This window comes from Streptomyces sp. NPDC048057 (assembly GCF_040653095.1).
Classification (GTDB): domain Bacteria; phylum Actinomycetota; class Actinomycetes; order Streptomycetales; family Streptomycetaceae; genus Streptomyces.
Map to the genome: position 1 here is coordinate 100,639 of NZ_JBEZNF010000010.1, position 17,798 is coordinate 118,436.

The following is a 17,798-nucleotide window of genomic DNA, read 5'->3' on the forward strand; positions in this document are numbered from 1 at the left end:
GCTGGTCGGCCATGGCGGACAAGAGAGCCAGGCGCATCGCGGACTTCATTGAGCCTCTGCGGGTCGTCCCCGGTTCCGAGGTCGACCTGGCGGAGGACTTCGATCCCCGCTACCGGGCCCACCTCAAGAAGAGCCAGGGCGTGGAGCTGCTGCGCACCGGAGTCGGGTTGCTGACCGAGTACCAGGCGCGGCTGGCGGCCCAGGACACGTACGGCGTGCTGGTGTGCCTCCAGGCGCTGGACGCCGGCGGCAAGGACGGCACCATCCGGCACGTGATGAGCGGGATGAACCCGCAGGGCGTGCGGGTCAGCAGCTTCAAGGTGCCCTCCGCGGAGGAGTTGGACCACGACTACCTGTGGCGGTACGGCAAGCAGCTGCCCGACCGCGGCGGCATCGCCGTCTTCAACCGCTCCCACTACGAGGAGGTCCTGGTCGTCCGGGTGCACCCGGACGTGCTGGACCGGCAGAAGCTGCCGGCCCCGGCCCGGCGCGCCGGGATCTGGGAGCGCCGCTACCGCGAGATCAACAACTGGGAGCGCTACCTCACCGACAACGGCTTCAAGGTCGTCAAGATCTTCCTGAACCTCTCCAAGGAGGAGCAGCGCATCCGCTTCCTCAAGCGGATCGACCTGCCGGAGAAGAACTGGAAGTTCTCCGCGGCCGACGTGCGCGAGCGCCGCTTCTGGGACGACTACCAGCAGGCGTTCTCCGAGATGCTGTCGGCGACCAGCACGCCCTGGGCGCCCTGGTACGTCGTCCCGGCGGACCGCAAGTGGTTCGCCCGCATCTGTGCGTCCGCGGTGCTGGTGCACACCCTGATGGAGATCGACCCCCAGTACCCCACGCTCGGCAAACGGGCCCGGGAGGACCTGCGCACCGCCCGCCGCGAGTTGGAGGAGGAGGCGCCGAAGGGTGCGTCCGCCGATCCGTACGCGACCGGGCACCCGGACGCCGCGGGCCCGGGCGGCGACGGAGGCGGGAAGCGCAGGAAGAAGGGCGGCGGGAAGCGGAGGCACGGCCGTGACCGCGGCTGAGCCGGCCGACGGCGGCGACCGGGCCGCGCCCGCCTGGTACGCGCGCGAGCCGGCCGAGGTCGCGGCAGCCTTCTCCGTCGATCCCGCCACCGGGCTTTCAGCGGCCCGGGCGGCCGAACTGCTCCAGCAGCACGGGCCGAACGCGCTGCCCGAGGAGAAGCCGCAGCCCACCTGGCGCCGCTTCCTCGACCAGTATCGCAGCTACATGCAGTTGATCCTGGTGGCCGCCGCGGTCGTCTCGCTGGCGATCGGCGAGTGGAGCACCGGCATTCTGCTGGTGCTGCTCACCCTGCTCAACGCGGTCGTCGGGCTGCGCCAGCAGGGCAAGGCGGAGAGCGCGATGAACGCGCTGAAGTCGATGATGAAGGCGACCGCCCGCGTGCGGCGCGACGGGCGGGAGTCCCAGATCGCGGCGCAGGAGCTGGTCCCCGGGGACGTCGTGCTGCTCGCGGCCGGCGACCAGGTGCCGGCCGACGGGCGGATCGTCGCCGCCAGCGCCCTCCAGATCGACGAGTCCGCCCTCACCGGGGAGAGCGTCCCGGCGCCCAAGGACGCCGGGACCCTCCAGGGCGACCTCGGCCCGGGCGAGCAGTCGAACATGGCCTTCATGAACACCCCGGTCACCCACGGCAGCGGGGTGCTGGTGATCACCGGCACCGGCACCGGCACCGAACTCGGCCGGATCTCCGGGATGCTCACCACCACGCGCGCCGAACAGTCCCCGCTCACCCGGCAGCTCGACAACCTGACGCTGTGGATCGCGGGCGCGGCCGGGCTGACGATGATCGTGATGTTCGCCCTGGGACGTACCCGGGGGCAGGCATGGGACGCGCTCTTCGTCAGCGCCGTCTCGCTCGCCATCGCGGCCATCCCCGAGGCGCTGCCGACGGTGACGCAGGTGATCCTCTCGGTCGGCAGCCTCAACCTGGCCCGCCGCAACGCCATCGTGAAGGACCTGCCGTCCGTCGAGACCCTCGGCTTCACCTCGGCGATCAACTCCGACAAGACCGGCACCCTGACCATGAACCAGATGACCGTGGTCGAGGTGTTCAGTCCGACCGACCGGTACACCGTCTCCGGCACCGGGTACGACCTCCAGGGCCAGGTCCACCGCGCCGCGGGCTCCACCGCCAGCGTCGAGGACGCGATCGTGCCGTTCCTGGTCGCCAGTGACGCCGAGTTGGTGGAGGGCAAGGTCGTGGGCGACCCGACGGAGGGCGCCCTGCTCGTCCTCGGCCACAAGGCGGGCCTCGACATCGCCGCCACCCGGGCGGCGCTGCCGCGCCTCGCCACCCTGCCGTTCGACCCGGACTACAAGCTCATGGCCACCTTCCACACGGCGCGCGACGACGCGGGCCGGGAGGTGGTGCGCTGCTACGTGAAGGGCGCGGCGCCCGCGGTGCTGGCCCGGGCCGCGACCGCACTCGCCGGTGGCCGCACCGTGCCGTGGACCGAGGAGTCGGCCGAGCGCGCCCGGCAGGCGACGGAGCGCATGGGCAGCGAGGGCCACCGGGTGATGGCGGCGGCGACGCGGGACCTGGACCCCGCGGACTTCGACGCCGACGGAGACCTGCTCGGCTACGTCACCGGGCTGCGGATGACGGCCCTGGTCGGCATGGTCGACCCGCCGCGCGAGGAGTCCCGGGCCGCGGTGGCCAGCGCCCAGCAGGCGCACATCCGGGTCCGGATGGTCACCGGCGACGACGTCACCACGGGCGCGGCGATCGCCCGCCAACTCGGCATCCCCGGCGAGGCCGTGCTCGGCGCGGACTTCGCGGCGCTGCCGGAGCGGGAGCAGCTCGCCCGCATCGACGCCATCGGAGTGGTGGGCCGGGTCGCGCCCGAGCACAAGGTGCTGTTGGCGCAGACGCTGAAGAAGAAGGGCGACGTGGTCGCGATGACCGGCGACGGCGTCAACGACGCACCCGCGATCAAGGCGGCGGACATCGGCATCGCCATGGGCAGCGGCACCGACGTGGCGAAGAACGCGGGGCGGATGATCCTCTCCGACGACAACTTCGCCACGATCGTGTACGCGGTGGAGGAGGGCCGCAAGCTCTACGACAACCTCACCAAGTACATCCGTTTCGTGCTGCTCCTGCTGGTGACCTTCGTGCTGACGTTCCTCGGCGCGACCGTCCTCAACATCGCCGCCGGCGAGCCGTTCACCCCGCCGCAGGTGCTGTGGGTGCACTTCGTCGTGAACGCCCCCTTCGGCTTCGCCCTCGGCTTCGACCGCGAGAGCCCGGGACTGATGCGCCGCCACCCGCGCCCGCGGGGCGAGTCGGTGCTCACCCCGTCCCTGCTCACCACCGTGGGGCTGAGCGGTCTGGCCCTCACGGTGCTGCTGCTCGGGCTGATCGAGTTGGGCGAGCGGCAGTTCGACAGCGTCGCCGTCGGGCAGTCGACGGCATTCACCGCGTTCGCGCTCTGTCTGATCGTGGCCGCGTTCGAGTGCCGCAGCGAGACGGAGTCGGTCCTGCGGGCGTCCACCTTCGACAGCAAGCAGATGAACTGGGCGGCGCTCGGGGAGTTCGTGCTCGCGGTCGTGGTGACCCAGGTGGACGGCTTCCGGCGCGTCCTCGGCACCACGCAGATCGATCTGCGCCAGTTCGGCTGGGCGCTGCTGGCGGCGCTCGTGCTGCTGTGCGTGTGGGAGCTGGGCAAGCTGCTGGCCCGCCGTGCGCGGGGACCGGAGGTGGCCCCGACCGAGCCCGCGGCGGGCCCCGCGACCGCGTAGCACCCGTGCGGGTGGGCGGGGCCGGCGCGGTGGCACCGTGGCGCGCGAGCAACTTTGGCGACCGCGGGCCGTCCGTGGCTGGTCGCGCAGTTCCCCGCGCCCCTCATTCCCGCGCCCTGCGGGCGTCGGGCCAGCCCCGGCGCTCCGCCTTCCCCACGCCCTGATGCCCACACAGGTGCCATACGCGGGCGCGCCGTCATGGACCGGGAGCGCTCACGGCTGCTGGCTGATGCACAGTTCCGACCTCTGTCCCCTGCGGACGCGGGCCCCACCGCCCACGCGCCCTGAACGCCCGGCAGGGCGTTGCAGGGGCGCGGGGAACTGCGCGACCAGCCACCCACGGCCCGCAGCCGCCGTCGCCGCTCACGCACCACGGCGTTACCGCGCCCCGCAGCCGCATCGCGCTCGGCGGAACACCCCGATGGAGGCCACGGCGACGAGCAATCCTTAGGGGGCGTCCCCGCCGCCTCGGCCGCGAGCCGGGCAGGGCCGCCTTGGGCGATCGCGCGCCACTCCCCCGGCCCCGTACCGCACCGCCTTCCGGACGACCTCCGCAGCCCTTCGGCGGCTCGACCCCGCCGTGCAGTGATATGACCCGCATGGGACATTTTGCGTGAATCGTCCCTTCCCACGGAGGCATCCTCATGAGCGGGACAGCTACCGCCGACACCGGCGCCGCCGGCGGCGCGGACACCGAGCCCGGACCGGTTCACATCCTCTGGATCAACGCGGGGCTGAGCTGCGACGGCGACTCCGTCGCCCTCACGGCCGCGATGCAGCCGAGCATCGAGGAGATCGTCACCGGGGCACTGCCCGGGCTGCCGCCGGTCGCCGTGCACTGGCCGCTGATCGACTACGAGTGCGGCCCGGTCCAGGGCGCGGACAACTTCGTCGAGTGGTTCTTCAAGGCGGACCGAGGCGAGATCGAGCCGTTCGTGCTGGTCGTCGAGGGGTCGATCCCCAACGAGCAGATCAAGCAGGAGGGGTACTGGTGCGGCTTCGGCGACGATCCGGAGACCGGCCAGCCCATCACCACCAGCGAGTGGCTGGACCGGCTGGCGCCCAAGGCCACCGCGGTCGTCGCCATCGGCACCTGCGCCACGTACGGCGGCATCCACGCCATGGCCGGCAACCCCACCGGCGCGATGGGCGTGCCCGACTACCTGGGCTGGGACTGGAAGTCCAAGGCCGGGCTGCCCATCGTCTGCGTCCCCGGCTGCCCCATCCAGCCGGACAACTTCGCGGAGACCCTGACGTACCTGCTGTACCAGCTCGCGGGCGCGGCGCCGATGATCCCGCTCGACGACCGGCTGCGGCCGACGTGGCTGTTCGGGGCGACCGTCCACGAGGGCTGCGACCGCGGCGGCTACTACGAGCAGGGGCAGTTCGCCACCGAGTACGGCACCCCCGAATGCCTGGTGCGGCTCGGCTGCTGGGGGCCGGTGGTCAAGTGCAACGTCGCCAAGCGCGGCTGGATCAACGGCATCGGCGGCTGTCCCAACGTCGGCGGCATCTGCATCGCCTGCACGATGCCCGGCTTCCCGGACAAGTTCATGCCGTTCATGGACGCCCCGCCGGGCTCCCACCTCTCCTCGAACGCCAGCTCCGCCTACGGCGCCGCGATCCGTCGGCTGCGCGCCATCACCACCAAGACGGTCGACAAGGAACCGAAGTGGCGGCACCCCGGGCGGGAGCTGACCACCGGATACCGCTCCCCCTGGTGACCGGCGCCGGCCGCCGCCACCGCCCGCCACCACCCCCGTACGCGAAAGGGCACGACTGACAGATGGCACCGACGACGAAGGCGGCCGGCGACAGCAGCGGCCTGGTGGAGATGAGCTGGGACCCGATCACCAGGATCGTGGGCAGCCTGGGCATCCACACCAAGATCGACTTCAAGCAGAAGCGGGTCGCGGAGTGCTACAGCACCTCGTCGGTCTTCCGCGGCTACAGCGTCTTCATGCGCGGCAAGGACCCGCGCGACGCCCACTTCATCACCAGTCGGATCTGCGGCATCTGCGGCGACAACCACGCCACCTGTTCGGTGTACGCGCAGAACATGGCCTACGGGGTGAAGCCGCCGCACCTGGGCGAGTGGATCATCAACCTCGGCGAGGCCGCGGAGTACATGTTCGACCACAACATCTTCCAGGAGAACCTGGTCGGGGTCGACTACTGCGAGAAGATGGTCCGCGAGACCAACCCGGGGGTGCTGGAGCAGGCCGAGCGCGCCGAGGCGCCCCACGCCGGGGACCACGGGTACCGCACCATCGCCGACATCATGCGCGCCCTCAACCCCATCGAGGGCGAGTTCTACCGGGAGGCGCTCCAGGTCAGCCGGTACACCCGGGAGATGTTCTGTCTGATGGAGGGGCGGCACGTCCACCCCTCCACCCTCTACGCCGGCGGCGTCGGCACGGTGGCCACCGTGCAGCTCTTCACCGACTACCTCACCCGGCTGATGCGGTACGTGGAGTTCATGAAGAAGGTCGTCCCCCTCCACGACGACCTCTTCGACTTCTTCTACGAGGCCCTGCCCGGGTACGAGGAGGTCGGCCGGCGGCGGGTGCTGCTCGGCTGCTGGGGCAGCCTGAACGACCCGGACCACTGCGACTTCACGTACCGCAACATGACGGACTGGGGCCGGAAGATGTTCGTCACCCCGGGCGTCGTGGTCGACGGCAAGCTGGTCACCAACGACCTCACCGAGATCAACCTGGGCATCCGGATCCTGCTCGGCTCCTCCTACTACGAGGACTGGGAGGGCCGGGACCTCTTCGTCACCCACGACCCGCTCGGCAACCCGGTCGACCCGCGCCACCCCTGGAACCAGCACACCATCCCCGCGCCGCAGAAGCGGGACTTCGACGACAAGTACAGCTGGGTGATGTCCCCGCGCTGGTTCGACGGCAAGGAGCACCTCGCCCTGGACACCGGCGGCGGCCCCATCGCCCGGCTGTGGTCGACCGCACTGTCCGGACTCGTCGACATCGGCTACGTCAAGGCCACCGGCCACAGCGTCCGGATCACCCTGCCCCGCTCCATGACCAAGCCGGAGACCACCTTCGAGTGGAGGATCCCGCAGTGGAGCAACGCCCTGGAGCGCAACCGGGCCCGCACCTACTTCCAGGCGTACGCCGCCGCAGCCGCCCTCCACTTCGCCGAGAAGGCGCTGGACGAGGTGCGCGCCGGCCGCAGTCAGACCTGGGAGAAGTTCGAGGTGCCGGACGAGTCCATCGGCTGCGGCTTCACCGAGGCGGTGCGCGGGGTGCTCTCGCACCACATGGTGATCCGGGACGGGAAGATCGCCAACTACCACCCGTACCCGCCGACCCCGTGGAACGCCAGCGTCCGCGACAGCTACGGCACCCCCGGCCCCTACGAGGACGCGGTGCAGAACACCCCCATCTTCGAGGAGAACTCGCCGGAGGACTTCAAGGGCATCGACATCATGCGGGCCGTGCGCAGCTTCGACCCCTGTCTGCCCTGCGGGGTGCACATGTACGTCGGCGGCGGACGCACCCTGAAACAACTGCACGTCCCCACCGGGCTGAGCGGACTGGGCGGATGACGGCCGAGACCTGCGGTGCGGGCGTCCAAGATGCCCTGGACCGGCTGGCGGAGCAGGGCGAGGACGCCCTGGCGGCGGGCGAGGCGCTGGCCCGCGAGCTGATGGCCCTGCACACGGAGGGGCTGACCGCCCTGCTGGCGGGGCTGCCCGCGGGCGCGCTCACCGCGGCGCTCGACGACCCGTCCACTGCCGGCCTGCTGGTCCTGCACGACCTGCACCCGGAGGACGTGACCCGCCGCATCGAGCGGGCGCTCGCCTCGCTGCCGCAACTGCGCACCGAACGGATCGACTTCGAGGAGGCGACCGGCGCGCTGACCCTCGGCAAGCCCGCCGGCGGCGGTTGCGGCTGCGGCGGCGGGGGCGAGTCCGCGGTGGAGGACGCGCTGGCCTGCTACGCCCCCGAGGTCACGTCGATCGTCTGGCGCACCGCGCCCGCCGAGCCGCCCCTGCTCCAGATCGGCAGCCGTCCCCCGGCGGCGGTCCGGTGAGCACCCGCCAACTGCCCCGCACCGGCACGGCGTTGCTGCGCACGCTGCGCCGCCCCGCCGAGCCGACGGTCCGCCCCGAACGGTGCGCCCTGTGCGGGGTGGGGCTGTCGGGGGCGCACCACCACCTCGCGGACACCGCCGAGCGCTCCCTGGCCTGCGCCTGCACAGCGTGCGCCCTGTTGTTCCAGCGGCCCGGCGCGGCCGGCGGACGCTACCGGCCCGTACCCAGCCGGCTGTTGTACGACCCCGAGGGCGCGCCGGGCCCGGACGTCTGGGCCCGGCTGCGGATCCCGGTCAGCACCGCCTTCCTGCTGCACAACGCCGACCGGGCGCAGCCGGTGCTGTGCTACCCCAGCCCCGCGGGGGCGACCGAGAGCGAGCTGTCCCCCGCGACCTACGAGGCCGTCTTCGGCGGCAGTCGGCTCGCCGCCGCCCTGGAGCCGGACGTGGAAGCGCTGTTGCTGCGCCGCAGCGGCAGCGGACCGGAGCGGATCCAGTGCTTCCTCGTCCCCGTCGACCTCTGTTACGAGCTGGTCGGCAGGATGCGGCGCACCTGGCAGGGCTTCGACGGCGGCGCCGAGGCGCACGCCGAACTCGCCGCCTTCTTCGCGGCCGTCGACGAGCGGGCCCGGCCCCTGAACGAGGAGTTGTCGCCATGACCGAACTCGCCTTCGCCTGTACGGAAGTACGGGCCGACCGGCACGCCGCCGGGCCCACGCTGCTGTTCCGGCTGCGGATCACCGGCCCCGAGCACATCCGGGTGCACGCACTCGCCCTGCGCTGCCAACTGCGGATCGAACCGGCGGGGCGGGAGTACGCCCCGGCCGAGTCGGAGCGGCTGACCGGGCTGTTCGGGGAGCGCGAGCGGTGGGCGACCACCCTCAACCCGGTGCAGTTCGCCGAGGTGTCGACGATGGTGCCCGGCTTCACCGGCGAGATGGACGTCGAACTCGCGGTGCCCTGCACATACGACCTGGAGATCGCCGCCGCCCGCTACTTCCGGGCGCTCGACGACGGGGAGGTGCCGCTGCGGCTGCTCTTCTCGGGCACGGCGTTCAGCGGGCCGGCCGGCTTCCAGGTCACCCCGGTGCCCTGGGACCGGGAGGCCGCCGTAAGGCTGCCGGTGCGGGTGTGGCGGGAGATGATCGAGCAGCACTTCCCCGGGTGCGGCTGGCTGCGGCTGCCGGGCGATCTGATGGACGAACTGCTGGCCTTCCGCGAGCGGCGGGCGCTGCCGTCCTGGGAGGCCACGGTCTGCGCGCTGCTGGAGGCCGCGGACTCGCAGGAGGAGGCCGGGGCGGCGGGGGTGCGGGAGATCGCGGAGGGCGTGCGGTGACGCACGTCGGCACGCGCACCGAAGCCGGTGCCGGTTCCTTCGCCGTGGTGGACTTCCCGCCGGAGTTGGCCGAGCGGTTCTCCACGGCCCGGCAGGTCGCCGACGCCGTGCTCTTCGAGGGCTATGTGCTCTACCCGTACCGGGCGTCCGCCGCCAAGAACCGGTTGCGCTGGCAGTTCGGGGTCCTGGTGCCGCCCGCGTACGCGGCGGACGCCGCGGAGCCCGTGCACCAGCGGACCGAGTGCCTGGTCGAGCCGCGGTCCGGCGACCGGCTCGCGGTCGAGGTGCGGTTCCTGCGCGTCCAGCACCGGACGGTGCAGCGGGCCGCGGGCGAAGGGTCGGACCGGACGTTTCAGACCGTGCCGGAGCTGGAGCTGCCCGACCGGATCCTCGTGCCCTGGGACGAGGGCGTGGAGGAGCGCGTACGCCTGGTGGTGCCGGTGGCGGAACTGGCCGCCGGGGACGGGGTGCACCACCCCTTCGTCCTTCCCGCGTCCCACAGCGAGCAGGACGTCACCGACGGCGCGGGCCGCGTCGTGGGCAGGCTGACGCGCGAGCGCCAGGAGGTGCGCGGCACGGTCCTGCTGACCGCCCGGCCGCTCCCCGGGCCGTACGGCGCACTGCATCTGACCGCCGTGGTGGAGAACGTCTCGGGATGGCGCCCCGAAGCCGGCGCCCGCCGGGAGGACGCCCTGCCGTACGCGTTGGTGTCGGCGCACCTCCTGCTCGCCGTGGACCGGGGCTCCTTCCTCTCGGTGACCGATCCGCCGCGGTGGGCGGCCGGCGCGGTGGCCGAGTTGCGCAACGAACACGTCTGGCCGGTGCTGGCGGGCGACGACGGCCGCGCCGATGCCGTGCTCTCCTCGCCCATCGTCCTCGCGGACCATCCGCGGCTGGCGCCGGAGAGCCCGGGCGCCCTGTACGACGCGACGGAGATCGACGAGATCCTGGCGCTGCGCACCACCGCCCTCACCGACCGGGAGAAGCGGGAGGCCCGCGGCACCGACGAGCGGGCGGGCGCGGCGGTCGACCTCGCGGACTCGCTCCCGGCGGAGGTGTGGGAGCGGCTGCACGGGGCGGTGCGGGCGCTGCGCGAGGTCACCGGGGAGGACGCGGCGGCCGACGGCGAAGGAGGGGCGCTGCCGTGGTGGGACCCGGGCGGCGACCGGGACGTGGACCCGGCGCGGGACCGCGTGGTGATCGACGGACAGTCGGTCGGCGCGGGCAGCCGGGTGCGGCTCGGCCCCGGGCGGCGCCGCACGGACGCCCAGGACCTGTTCCTGCACGGCCGTACGGGCGTGGTGGAGGCGGTGCTGCACGACGTGGACGGCTCGGTGCACCTGGCGGTCACCGTGGACGACGACCCGGGCGCCGACCTGTGGCGCATCCAGGGCCGGTTCCGCTACTTCCAGCCCGATGAGCTGACCCCGCTGGGGGAGGCGTGACGCCCCGTCCGGTGCTGGTCGCCGGGGTCGGCAACATCTTCCTCGGCGACGACGGGTTCGGGGTGGAGACCGTACGGCACCTGCTGCGGCTGGGGCTGCCCGGGGGCGTCGACGGCACGGCGGACGTGGAGGTCGTCGACTTCGGGGTGCGCGGGGTCCATCTGGCGTACCAACTCCTGGACGGTTACCGCACCTTGGTGCTGGTCGACGCGGTCTCGCGCGGGGGTCAGCCGGGCACGGTGTACCTCATCGAGCCGTACGCGGACGGGGGCGACGGCGCCCCGGTGGAGCCGGGCGGGCCGATGGCCCTGGACGGACACGGCATGGGGCCGGACGCGGTGCTGGCGCTGCTGGGCGCCCTGAGCGCGGGCACGGGAGGCACGGCGCCGGAGCGGGTGGTCGTGGTGGGGTGCGAGCCGGCGTCGCTCGCGGAGGGCATCGGACTGTCCCCGCCGGTGGCGTCCGCCGTGCCGGAGGCGGCCCGGCTGGTGCTGAGCGTCCTGGCCGAAGGGCCCCCGTCGAACGCGCCGCAGGAGCCGGCCGGGTCGGCGAAGTCGGCCGACACCCGGGCGAGTTCCCGGGATGTCGAGCGCCATGAAAGTCACGAGAGCTTCAAGGGAAGGGCGACGTCATGTTGAAGACCCTGCTCGTCACGGCCGCCGGGGCGGCCGTCGGCGTGGTGCTCTGGCAGACCCTGCCGGACCTCAAGCGCTATCTGCGCATCTCCCGCATGTGACCGTGCGCATCGGACTGCTGCGAACGGGGTGCGCTCCGGTGCCGCGCCGGCGTGGCACCCCGTCCGGGCCGGCGCCACCGCGTCCAATGGAGCCGCGCCCGCGCCGCCGCCGCGCCGGCCGGACCCGCCCCGGCACCACGACCGCCGGGGAACTGCCGTACAACCGCCGTCGAACTGCCGTGGAATGAGGCGCGCCGATGCACGAGATGTCGATCGCGGCGGCCGTGGTCGAGCAGGTGGCGCGGGCGGCCGAGGAGCACGGCGCGACGGCGGTCCGCACGGTGCGCCTGGACGTCGGCGAACTCGCCGGCGTGGTGCCGAAGGCCCTGGACTTCTGCTTCGCACTCGCCTGCGAGGGCACCGTGCTCGCGGGCTCCGCCCTGCGGACGCGGACGGTGCCGGCGCGGGCCCGGTGTGCGCCCTGCGACGTCGAGTGGTCCCCCGGCATACCGCCCGACCTGGGCTGCCCGCGGTGTGCGGGCGGCACCCGGGTCACCCTGCTGACGGGGCGTGAGCTGCACATCCGCGGTGTCGAGTGGGCCGAGCGCCCCAAGGGCGCCGGCGGCTGATCGACGAGGCTTCAAGGAACGGGTCCCATGTGCCGTACGGCCGATCTCCGACGGGCGGTCCTCGCCCACAACGACGACAGCGCCCGGGCGCTGCGGGCCGCGCTGGCCGCCCGCGGAACGGTCGCCGTGAATCTGCTCTCCAGTCCGGGCAGCGGGAAGACCGCGCTGCTGGAGGGCGAGTTGGCGCTGGCCCGTGAGCGGGGCGTGCCGGTGGCCGCCCTCACCGCGGACCTGGCGACCGAGAACGACGCCCGACGGCTGGCCCGCTCGGGGGCCCCGGTGCAGCAGGTGCTCACCGACGGCCTGTGCCATCTGGAGGCCGTGATGCTGCGCGGCTATCTGGCGGGCTGGCTGCCGAAGGACACCCAGGTGCTGTTCGTGGAGAACGTGGGCAACCTGGTCTGTCCGGCCGCGTACGACCTCGGCGAGTCGCTGCGGGTGACCCTGGCGTCGGTGACGGAGGGCGAGGACAAGCCGCTGAAGTACCCGACGGCCTTCGGCCTCGCCCAACTGGTGCTGGTGACGAAGGCGGACATCGCCGAGGCCGTCGGTTTCGACGAGGTCGCCTTCCTGGCGAACGTGGCGCAGGTCAATCCGGGCGTGGAGGTGGTGTTCACCTCGGCCCGCAGCGGCTTGGGCACGGGCGTGCTGCTGGAGCGGGCCCTCGCCGTGCGCGACGGCCGCGAGGCGCACCGGCCGGTGATGGCCACTGCGCCCACCGCTTTCGACGACCCGGCCCCGGACGAGGCGTCCGACCACGGCCACCACCGGCACGAGGTCCCGCACGAGAACTCCCCCGTACCGGAGCCGGGTCGGGACCGCGACCACGGGCACGCGCGCGATCTGCTCGGTGCGGGTGCCCACGAGCATCCGGCCGTGGACTGTCCATGACGGTCCACCAGGGCCCGGCGCCCCTGCTGCGGCGTCGGGTCTCGGTCCGCGGGCTCGTGCAGGGCGTCGGCTTCCGGCCGTTCGTCCACGCGCTCGCCGCCGAGTTGGCCCTGTCCGGCCACGTCACCAACACCGGGGACGGCGTCCTCGTGGAGGTGGAGGGCGCACCGACCGCGGTGGACGGCTTCTGCCGCCGGCTGGCCGCCGAGGCTCCCCCGCTCGCGGACGTGGCCGGCGTCCACCAGGAGGACATCGCCACGACCGGGGCGACCGGCTTCGCCATCGCGCCGTCGGGCCCCGGGGCCGGCGCGTCATCGGGCGGCGGGGCGATGATCCCGCCCGACGTCGCGACCTGTGCCCGGTGTCTGGCCGAACTCGTGGACCCGACGGACCGCCGCTATCGCCACCCCTTCATCACCTGCACCGACTGCGGTCCGCGCTTCACCATCGTCACGGCCCTGCCGTACGACCGGGCGCACACCACCATGGCGCACTTCCCGATGTGCGACGACTGCGCCCGGGAGTACGCCGACCCGGCCGACCGCAGGTTCCACGCACAACCCGTCTCCTGTCACGCCTGCGGCCCGCAGCTCGCCCTGGTCGCCCCCGGAGCCCCCGCGCTCGACGGCGCCGCGGCCCTGGCGCGTACCCGGAGCCTGCTGGCCCAGGGCGCGGTCGTCGCGGTGAAGGGCATCGGCGGCTACCACCTGGTGTGCGACGCGCTGAACGCGGCGGCCGTGTCGTTGCTGCGCCGCCGCAAGAACCGGGGCGACAAGCCCTTCGCGGTGATGGCCCGGGACGTGGCGGGCGCGGCGGAGCTGGTGCACCTCGACGCGGCGGAGCGGGAGGTGTTGACGGGGTCGGCCCGCCCGATCGTGCTGCTCCGGCGCCGGGCGTCAGGCGACGACGGACCTTCGCAACAGGTCGCCGCCGCCCTCGACGCGGTCGCCCCGAAAGCGCCCGACCTCGGCGTGCTGCTGCCGTACGCCCCGCTGCACCATCTGCTGTTCGGGCTGGCCGGCGATCCCCCGGGGCCCGCGCTGCTCGTGATGACCAGTGCGAACCTCGCCGGCGAGCCGATCGTCACCGACGACGCCGAAGCGCTGGTGCGGCTCGCGGGCCTGGTGGACGCCTGGCTGACGCACGACCGGCCGATCCGGGTGCCGTGCGACGACTCGGTGGTGCGCGTCGTGGACGGTGCGCCGCTACCGCTGCGGCGCTCGCGCGGGCTCGTGCCCACGCCCGTACCGCTGCCGACGTCCGTGCCGCCGGTGCTCGCGGCCGGTGGCGACCTCAAGAACGCGTTCGCGATCGCCGAGGGCCGCCGCGCCTGGCTCTCCGGCCACGTCGGCGACATGGACGACCTGGCGACGCTCGACGCCTTCGACCGGGCGGTGGACCATCTGCGGACGGTCTGCGGAGTGCGCCCCCGGCTGGTGGCCGGCGACCGGCACCCCGGCTACCGGTCCGCGCGCCGCGCCGCCGCCCTCGGCGACGGACAGGGCCCGATCCGCGTCCAACACCACCACGCGCACGTCGCCGCGGCCATGGCGGAGCACCGGCGCGACGGCTCCCGGCCGGTCATCGGGGTCGCCTTCGACGGCACGGGGTACGGCGACGACGGCGCCGTGTGGGGCGGCGAGGTGCTGCTCGCCGACTACGCCGGCTACGAGCGCTTCGCCCGGCTGGCGTACGTGCCGCTGCCCGGCGGGGACGCGGCGGTGGCCCGCCCGTACCGGATGGCCCTGGCGCACCTGCGGGCCGCGGGCCTCGCCTGGTCGCCCCGGCTGGCCTGCGTCACGGCGTGCCCGGCAAACGAACGCCGCGCGCTGGAGCACCAGTTGGCGTCGGGGCTGCACTGCGTGCCGACGTCCAGCATGGGGCGCCTCTTCGACGCGGTCTCCTCGCTCGTCGGGATCTGTCACCGGGCCGGTTACGAGGCGCAGGCGGCCGTCGAGTTGGAGGGCGCGGCACGGGCCCACGGCCCGGTCGCCGAGGGCTACCGCTTCGCGCTGCACACCGAAGGCGGTGCCGCGCGTGAGGGCAGTGCGGGCACCGTGTGCGCCGACCCCGGTCCGGTGTTCGCGGCGGCCGTGGCCGACCTGCGGGCCGGGGCGGACGCCGGCCTGGTCGCGGCCCGATTCCACGCCGCGGTCGCCGACCTCGTACGACGGCTGTGCGCACTCGCCCGCGAACGGCACGGGCTGGCCGAGGTCGCCCTGACGGGCGGCGTCTTCACCAACGCCGTGCTGCTGTCCGGCTGTGCCCGCGGGCTCGCGGCGGACGGCTTCACCGTGCTGCGGCACCACCGGGTGCCGCCCAACGACGGAGGGCTGGCCCTCGGCCAGCTGATGGTGGCCGCGCACGCCGCGGGCCGAGAGGAGGGCGCACCATGTGCCTGGCAGTGCCCGGCAGGGTGATGGAGATCGCCGAGCGGGACGGCACCCGGATGGCCGTCGTGGACTTCGGCGGGGTGGTGAAGGACGTGTGCCTGGAGTACCTGCCGGACCTGCGGGTCGGCGAGTACGCCATCGTGCACGTCGGCTTCGCCCTCCAGCGGCTGGACGAGGAGTCGGCCCGCAAGACGCTCGAACTCTTCGGTGAACTCGGGCTGTTGCAGGAGGAGTTCGGGGATCCGTGGGAAGCGGCGGCGGCCGAGGCGGGCGTCCCGGATCCGCAGTCGGGATCGGAGGCGCAGCGGTGAAGTACTTGGAGGAGTTCCGGGATCCGGCGCTGGCGCGCCGGCTGCTGGACGACATCCGGGCGACGGTGACCCGGCCCTGGGCGCTGATGGAGGTGTGCGGCGGCCAGACGCACACCATCATCAGGCACGGCATCGACCAACTGCTGCCCGAGGGCGTCGAGCTGATCCACGGCCCGGGGTGCCCGGTGTGCGTCACCCCGTTGGAGGTCATCGACAAGGCGCTGGAGATCGCCGCCCGCCCCGGGGTGGTCTTCTGCTCGTTCGGGGACATGCTGCGGGTGCCCGGCAGCGACCGCGACCTGTTCCGGGTCCGCAGCGAGGGCGGTGACGTCCGGGTGGTGTACTCACCGCTGGACGCGCTGCGGATCGCCCGGCAGAACCCGGACCGCGAGGTGGTGTTCTTCGGCATCGGCTTCGAGACCACCGCGCCGCCCAACGCGATGGCGGTCCACCTCGCCCGCCGGCAGGGGGTGCGCAACTTCAGCATGCTGGTGTCGCACGTGCGGGTGCCGCCGGCGATCGAGGCCATCATGACCGCGCCGGACTGCCGGGTGCAGGGCTTCTTGGCCGCCGGGCACGTGTGCAGCGTGATGGGCATCGACGAGTACCCGCCGCTGGCGGCGCGGCACCGGGTCCCGATCGTGGTGACCGGCTTCGAGCCGCTGGACATCCTGGAGGGGATCCGGCGCACGGTGCGGCAGTTGGAGCGCGGCGAGCACGTCGTCGACAACGCGTACCCGCGTGCGGTGCGGCCGGAGGGCAACCCGGCCGCGCGCGCCGTGCTGGCGGACGTCTTCGAGGTCGGTGACCGGGCCTGGCGCGGGATCGGGGTGATCCCGGGCAGCGGCTGGCACCTGTCCGAGCGCTACCGGGAGCACGACGCCGAACACCGCTTCTCCGTCACCGGCATCACCACCCGGGAGCCCGCCGAGTGCCGCAGCGGCGAGGTGCTCCAGGGCCTGATCAAACCCCACGAGTGCGCGGCCTTCGGCACCTCGTGCACCCCGCGCACCCCGCTCGGCGCCACGATGGTCTCCACCGAGGGCGCCTGTGCCGCGTACTACCTCTACCGCCGTCTCGGCGCACCGGCCGCTCCCCTGGAGGCGAACCCCGTTGGCTGACACCCTCACCGGCGCCGCGCCGGACTTCTCCAACTGGAGCTGCCCCCTGCCGCTGCGCGACCACCCGCGGGTGGTGATGGGGCACGGCGGCGGCGGCGCGATCTCCGCCGAGCTGATCGAGAACGTCTTCCTCCCGGCGTTCGGCGGCGGCGCGCTCGCCGGCCTCGGGGACTCGGCCGTGCTCCGCGTCGGCGGGGCGCGGATCGCCTTCTCCACGGACTCCTTCGTGGTCCGTCCGCTGTTCTTCCCCGGGGGCAGCATCGGGGACCTCGCCGTCAACGGCACCGTCAACGACCTGGCGATGAGCGGGGCCCGGGCGGCGTACCTGTCCTGCGGGTTCATCTTGGAGGAGGGCGTCGAGACCGCCGTCGTCGGCCTGATCGCCGACGCGCTGGGGGCCGCGGCGCGCACCGCCGGGGTGGAGGTGGTGACCGGGGACACCAAGGTGGTGGAGGCGGGCCACGGCGACGGCGTCTATCTCAACACCGCGGGCATCGGGCTGGTCCCGGACGGGGTGGACGTCCGGCCGCAGCGGGCCCGGCCGGGCGACGTGGTCATCGTCAGCGGCGGCATCGGGCTGCACGGCGTGGCGATCATGAGCATGCGCGAGGGCCTGGAGTTCGGCGTCGAGGTGGAGAGCGACTGCGCCGCGCTCGGCGGGCTGGTGGCGGCGATGCTCGCGGTCGCCCCCGATCTGCACGCGCTGCGCGACCCGACGCGCGGCGGTCTCGCGGCCTCGCTCAACGAGATCGCGGCGGCGTCCGGTACCGGGGTCGTGGTGCAGGAGTCCGCCGTTCCGGTGCCGCCGCAGGTCGCGAATGCGTGCGCGGTCCTCGGCCTCGACCCGATGTACGTGGCGAACGAGGGCAAGCTGGTGGCGTTCGTCGCCCGCGAGGACGCCGATGCGGTGCTGGCGGCGATGCGGGCGCACCCGCTGGGCGCGGACGCCGCCGTGATCGGCGCGTGCGTGGCGGAGCACCCCGGCATGGTGGTCGCCCGCACCCCGCTCGGGGGGACGCGGGTGGTGGACCTGCCGCTCGGCGAACAGCTCCCCCGCATCTGCTGACGGCGCCCGGGCCGGGGCCGCGCAGCCCCGGTCGGGGCGGAGTACGGTGAAGGGAGCCGGGGTCGCCCCGGGCGCCCCGGGTGAAGGAGGTGCGCCC

General features: G+C 73.5%; 15 protein-coding genes. All 15 read left to right on the forward strand.

Annotated features, from left to right (window positions below; genetic code table 11):
- Positions 1–11 precede the first annotated feature (11 nt).
- The 15 genes from AB0E05_RS14010 (at position 12) to hypE (ending at position 17,701) form a co-directional block, all read left to right on the forward strand.
- Positions 12–1,034 carry a polyphosphate kinase 2 family protein gene (locus AB0E05_RS14010; RefSeq protein WP_361962805.1) on the forward strand — a complete coding sequence of 341 codons (1,023 nt, stop codon included), beginning with the start codon at positions 12–14 and terminating at the stop codon, positions 1,032–1,034.
- Entirely contained in the window at positions 1,021–3,774 is a 2,754-nt protein-coding gene (locus tag AB0E05_RS14015; RefSeq protein ID WP_361962807.1) for an HAD-IC family P-type ATPase, read from the forward strand. The genes AB0E05_RS14010 and AB0E05_RS14015 overlap by 14 nt, the downstream gene beginning before the upstream one ends.
- 644 nt (positions 3,775–4,418) lie before the next feature.
- Positions 4,419–5,498, forward strand: a complete 1,080-nt coding sequence (locus AB0E05_RS14020; protein WP_361962809.1) for a hydrogenase expression protein HypE — start codon at positions 4,419–4,421, stop codon at positions 5,496–5,498.
- A 62-nt stretch (positions 5,499–5,560) separates the two neighbouring features.
- Positions 5,561–7,345, forward strand: a complete 1,785-nt coding sequence (locus AB0E05_RS14025) for a nickel-dependent hydrogenase large subunit (protein WP_361962811.1) — start codon at positions 5,561–5,563, stop codon at positions 7,343–7,345.
- On the forward strand, positions 7,342–7,833 hold the full coding sequence (locus AB0E05_RS14030) for a thioredoxin (RefSeq protein WP_361962813.1): 492 nt from the start codon (positions 7,342–7,344) through the stop codon (positions 7,831–7,833). The genes AB0E05_RS14025 and AB0E05_RS14030 overlap by 4 nt, the downstream gene beginning before the upstream one ends.
- A gap of 32 nt (positions 7,834–7,865) precedes the next feature.
- Positions 7,866–8,492 (forward strand): DUF5947 family protein, encoded by a 627-nt coding sequence (locus AB0E05_RS14035; RefSeq protein WP_361963050.1) that lies wholly within the window; start codon positions 7,866–7,868, stop codon positions 8,490–8,492.
- Positions 8,489–9,169, forward strand: a complete 681-nt coding sequence (locus AB0E05_RS14040; RefSeq protein WP_361962815.1) for a DUF6084 family protein — start codon at positions 8,489–8,491, stop codon at positions 9,167–9,169. Before AB0E05_RS14035 ends, AB0E05_RS14040 begins: the two co-directional genes overlap by 4 nt.
- A gap of 44 nt (positions 9,170–9,213) precedes the next feature.
- On the forward strand, positions 9,214–10,614 hold the full coding sequence (locus tag AB0E05_RS14045; protein ID WP_361963052.1) for a hypothetical protein: 1,401 nt from the start codon (positions 9,214–9,216) through the stop codon (positions 10,612–10,614).
- Positions 10,611–11,252 (forward strand): hydrogenase maturation protease, encoded by a 642-nt coding sequence (locus AB0E05_RS14050; protein WP_361962817.1) that lies wholly within the window; start codon positions 10,611–10,613, stop codon positions 11,250–11,252. Before AB0E05_RS14045 ends, AB0E05_RS14050 begins: the two co-directional genes overlap by 4 nt.
- Positions 11,253–11,547: 295 nt before the next feature.
- On the forward strand, positions 11,548–11,919 hold the full coding sequence (gene hypA, locus AB0E05_RS14055; RefSeq protein WP_361962819.1) for a hydrogenase maturation nickel metallochaperone HypA: 372 nt from the start codon (positions 11,548–11,550) through the stop codon (positions 11,917–11,919).
- Between the two features lie 27 nt (positions 11,920–11,946).
- Positions 11,947–12,810, forward strand: coding sequence for a hydrogenase nickel incorporation protein HypB (gene hypB / locus AB0E05_RS14060; protein WP_361962821.1), 864 nt, complete (start codon positions 11,947–11,949; stop codon positions 12,808–12,810).
- Positions 12,807–15,230 carry a carbamoyltransferase HypF gene (hypF, locus tag AB0E05_RS14065; RefSeq protein ID WP_361962823.1) on the forward strand — a complete coding sequence of 808 codons (2,424 nt, stop codon included), beginning with the start codon at positions 12,807–12,809 and terminating at the stop codon, positions 15,228–15,230. The genes hypB and hypF overlap by 4 nt, the downstream gene beginning before the upstream one ends.
- Positions 15,203–15,514 (forward strand): HypC/HybG/HupF family hydrogenase formation chaperone, encoded by a 312-nt coding sequence (locus AB0E05_RS14070; protein WP_361962825.1) that lies wholly within the window; start codon positions 15,203–15,205, stop codon positions 15,512–15,514. Before hypF ends, AB0E05_RS14070 begins: the two co-directional genes overlap by 28 nt.
- Positions 15,511–16,635, forward strand: a complete 1,125-nt coding sequence (gene hypD / locus AB0E05_RS14075; protein ID WP_361962827.1) for a hydrogenase formation protein HypD — start codon at positions 15,511–15,513, stop codon at positions 16,633–16,635. The genes AB0E05_RS14070 and hypD overlap by 4 nt, the downstream gene beginning before the upstream one ends.
- Entirely contained in the window at positions 16,628–17,701 is a 1,074-nt protein-coding gene (gene hypE / locus AB0E05_RS14080) for a hydrogenase expression/formation protein HypE (RefSeq protein WP_361962829.1), read from the forward strand. The genes hypD and hypE overlap by 8 nt, the downstream gene beginning before the upstream one ends.
- Positions 17,702–17,798: the final 97 nt, after the last annotated feature.

What these genes read in the sequence shown, in the direction of transcription:
- AB0E05_RS14010 (WP_361962805.1), top strand. Translation starts at nt 12, where the DNA reads ATGGCGGACAAGAGAGCCAGGCGCATCGCGGACTTCATTGAGCCTCTG.
- AB0E05_RS14020 (WP_361962809.1), top strand. Translation starts at nt 4,419, where the DNA reads ATGAGCGGGACAGCTACCGCCGACACCGGCGCCGCCGGCGGCGCGGAC.
- AB0E05_RS14025 (WP_361962811.1), top strand. Translation starts at nt 5,561, where the DNA reads ATGGCACCGACGACGAAGGCGGCCGGCGACAGCAGCGGCCTGGTGGAG.
- AB0E05_RS14030 (WP_361962813.1), top strand. Translation starts at nt 7,342, where the DNA reads ATGACGGCCGAGACCTGCGGTGCGGGCGTCCAAGATGCCCTGGACCGG.
- AB0E05_RS14040 (WP_361962815.1), top strand. Translation starts at nt 8,489, where the DNA reads ATGACCGAACTCGCCTTCGCCTGTACGGAAGTACGGGCCGACCGGCAC.
- hypA (WP_361962819.1), top strand. Translation starts at nt 11,548, where the DNA reads ATGCACGAGATGTCGATCGCGGCGGCCGTGGTCGAGCAGGTGGCGCGG.
- hypB (WP_361962821.1), top strand. Translation starts at nt 11,947, where the DNA reads ATGTGCCGTACGGCCGATCTCCGACGGGCGGTCCTCGCCCACAACGAC.
- hypF (WP_361962823.1), top strand. Translation starts at nt 12,807, where the DNA reads ATGACGGTCCACCAGGGCCCGGCGCCCCTGCTGCGGCGTCGGGTCTCG.
- AB0E05_RS14070 (WP_361962825.1), top strand. Translation starts at nt 15,203, where the DNA reads ATGTGCCTGGCAGTGCCCGGCAGGGTGATGGAGATCGCCGAGCGGGAC.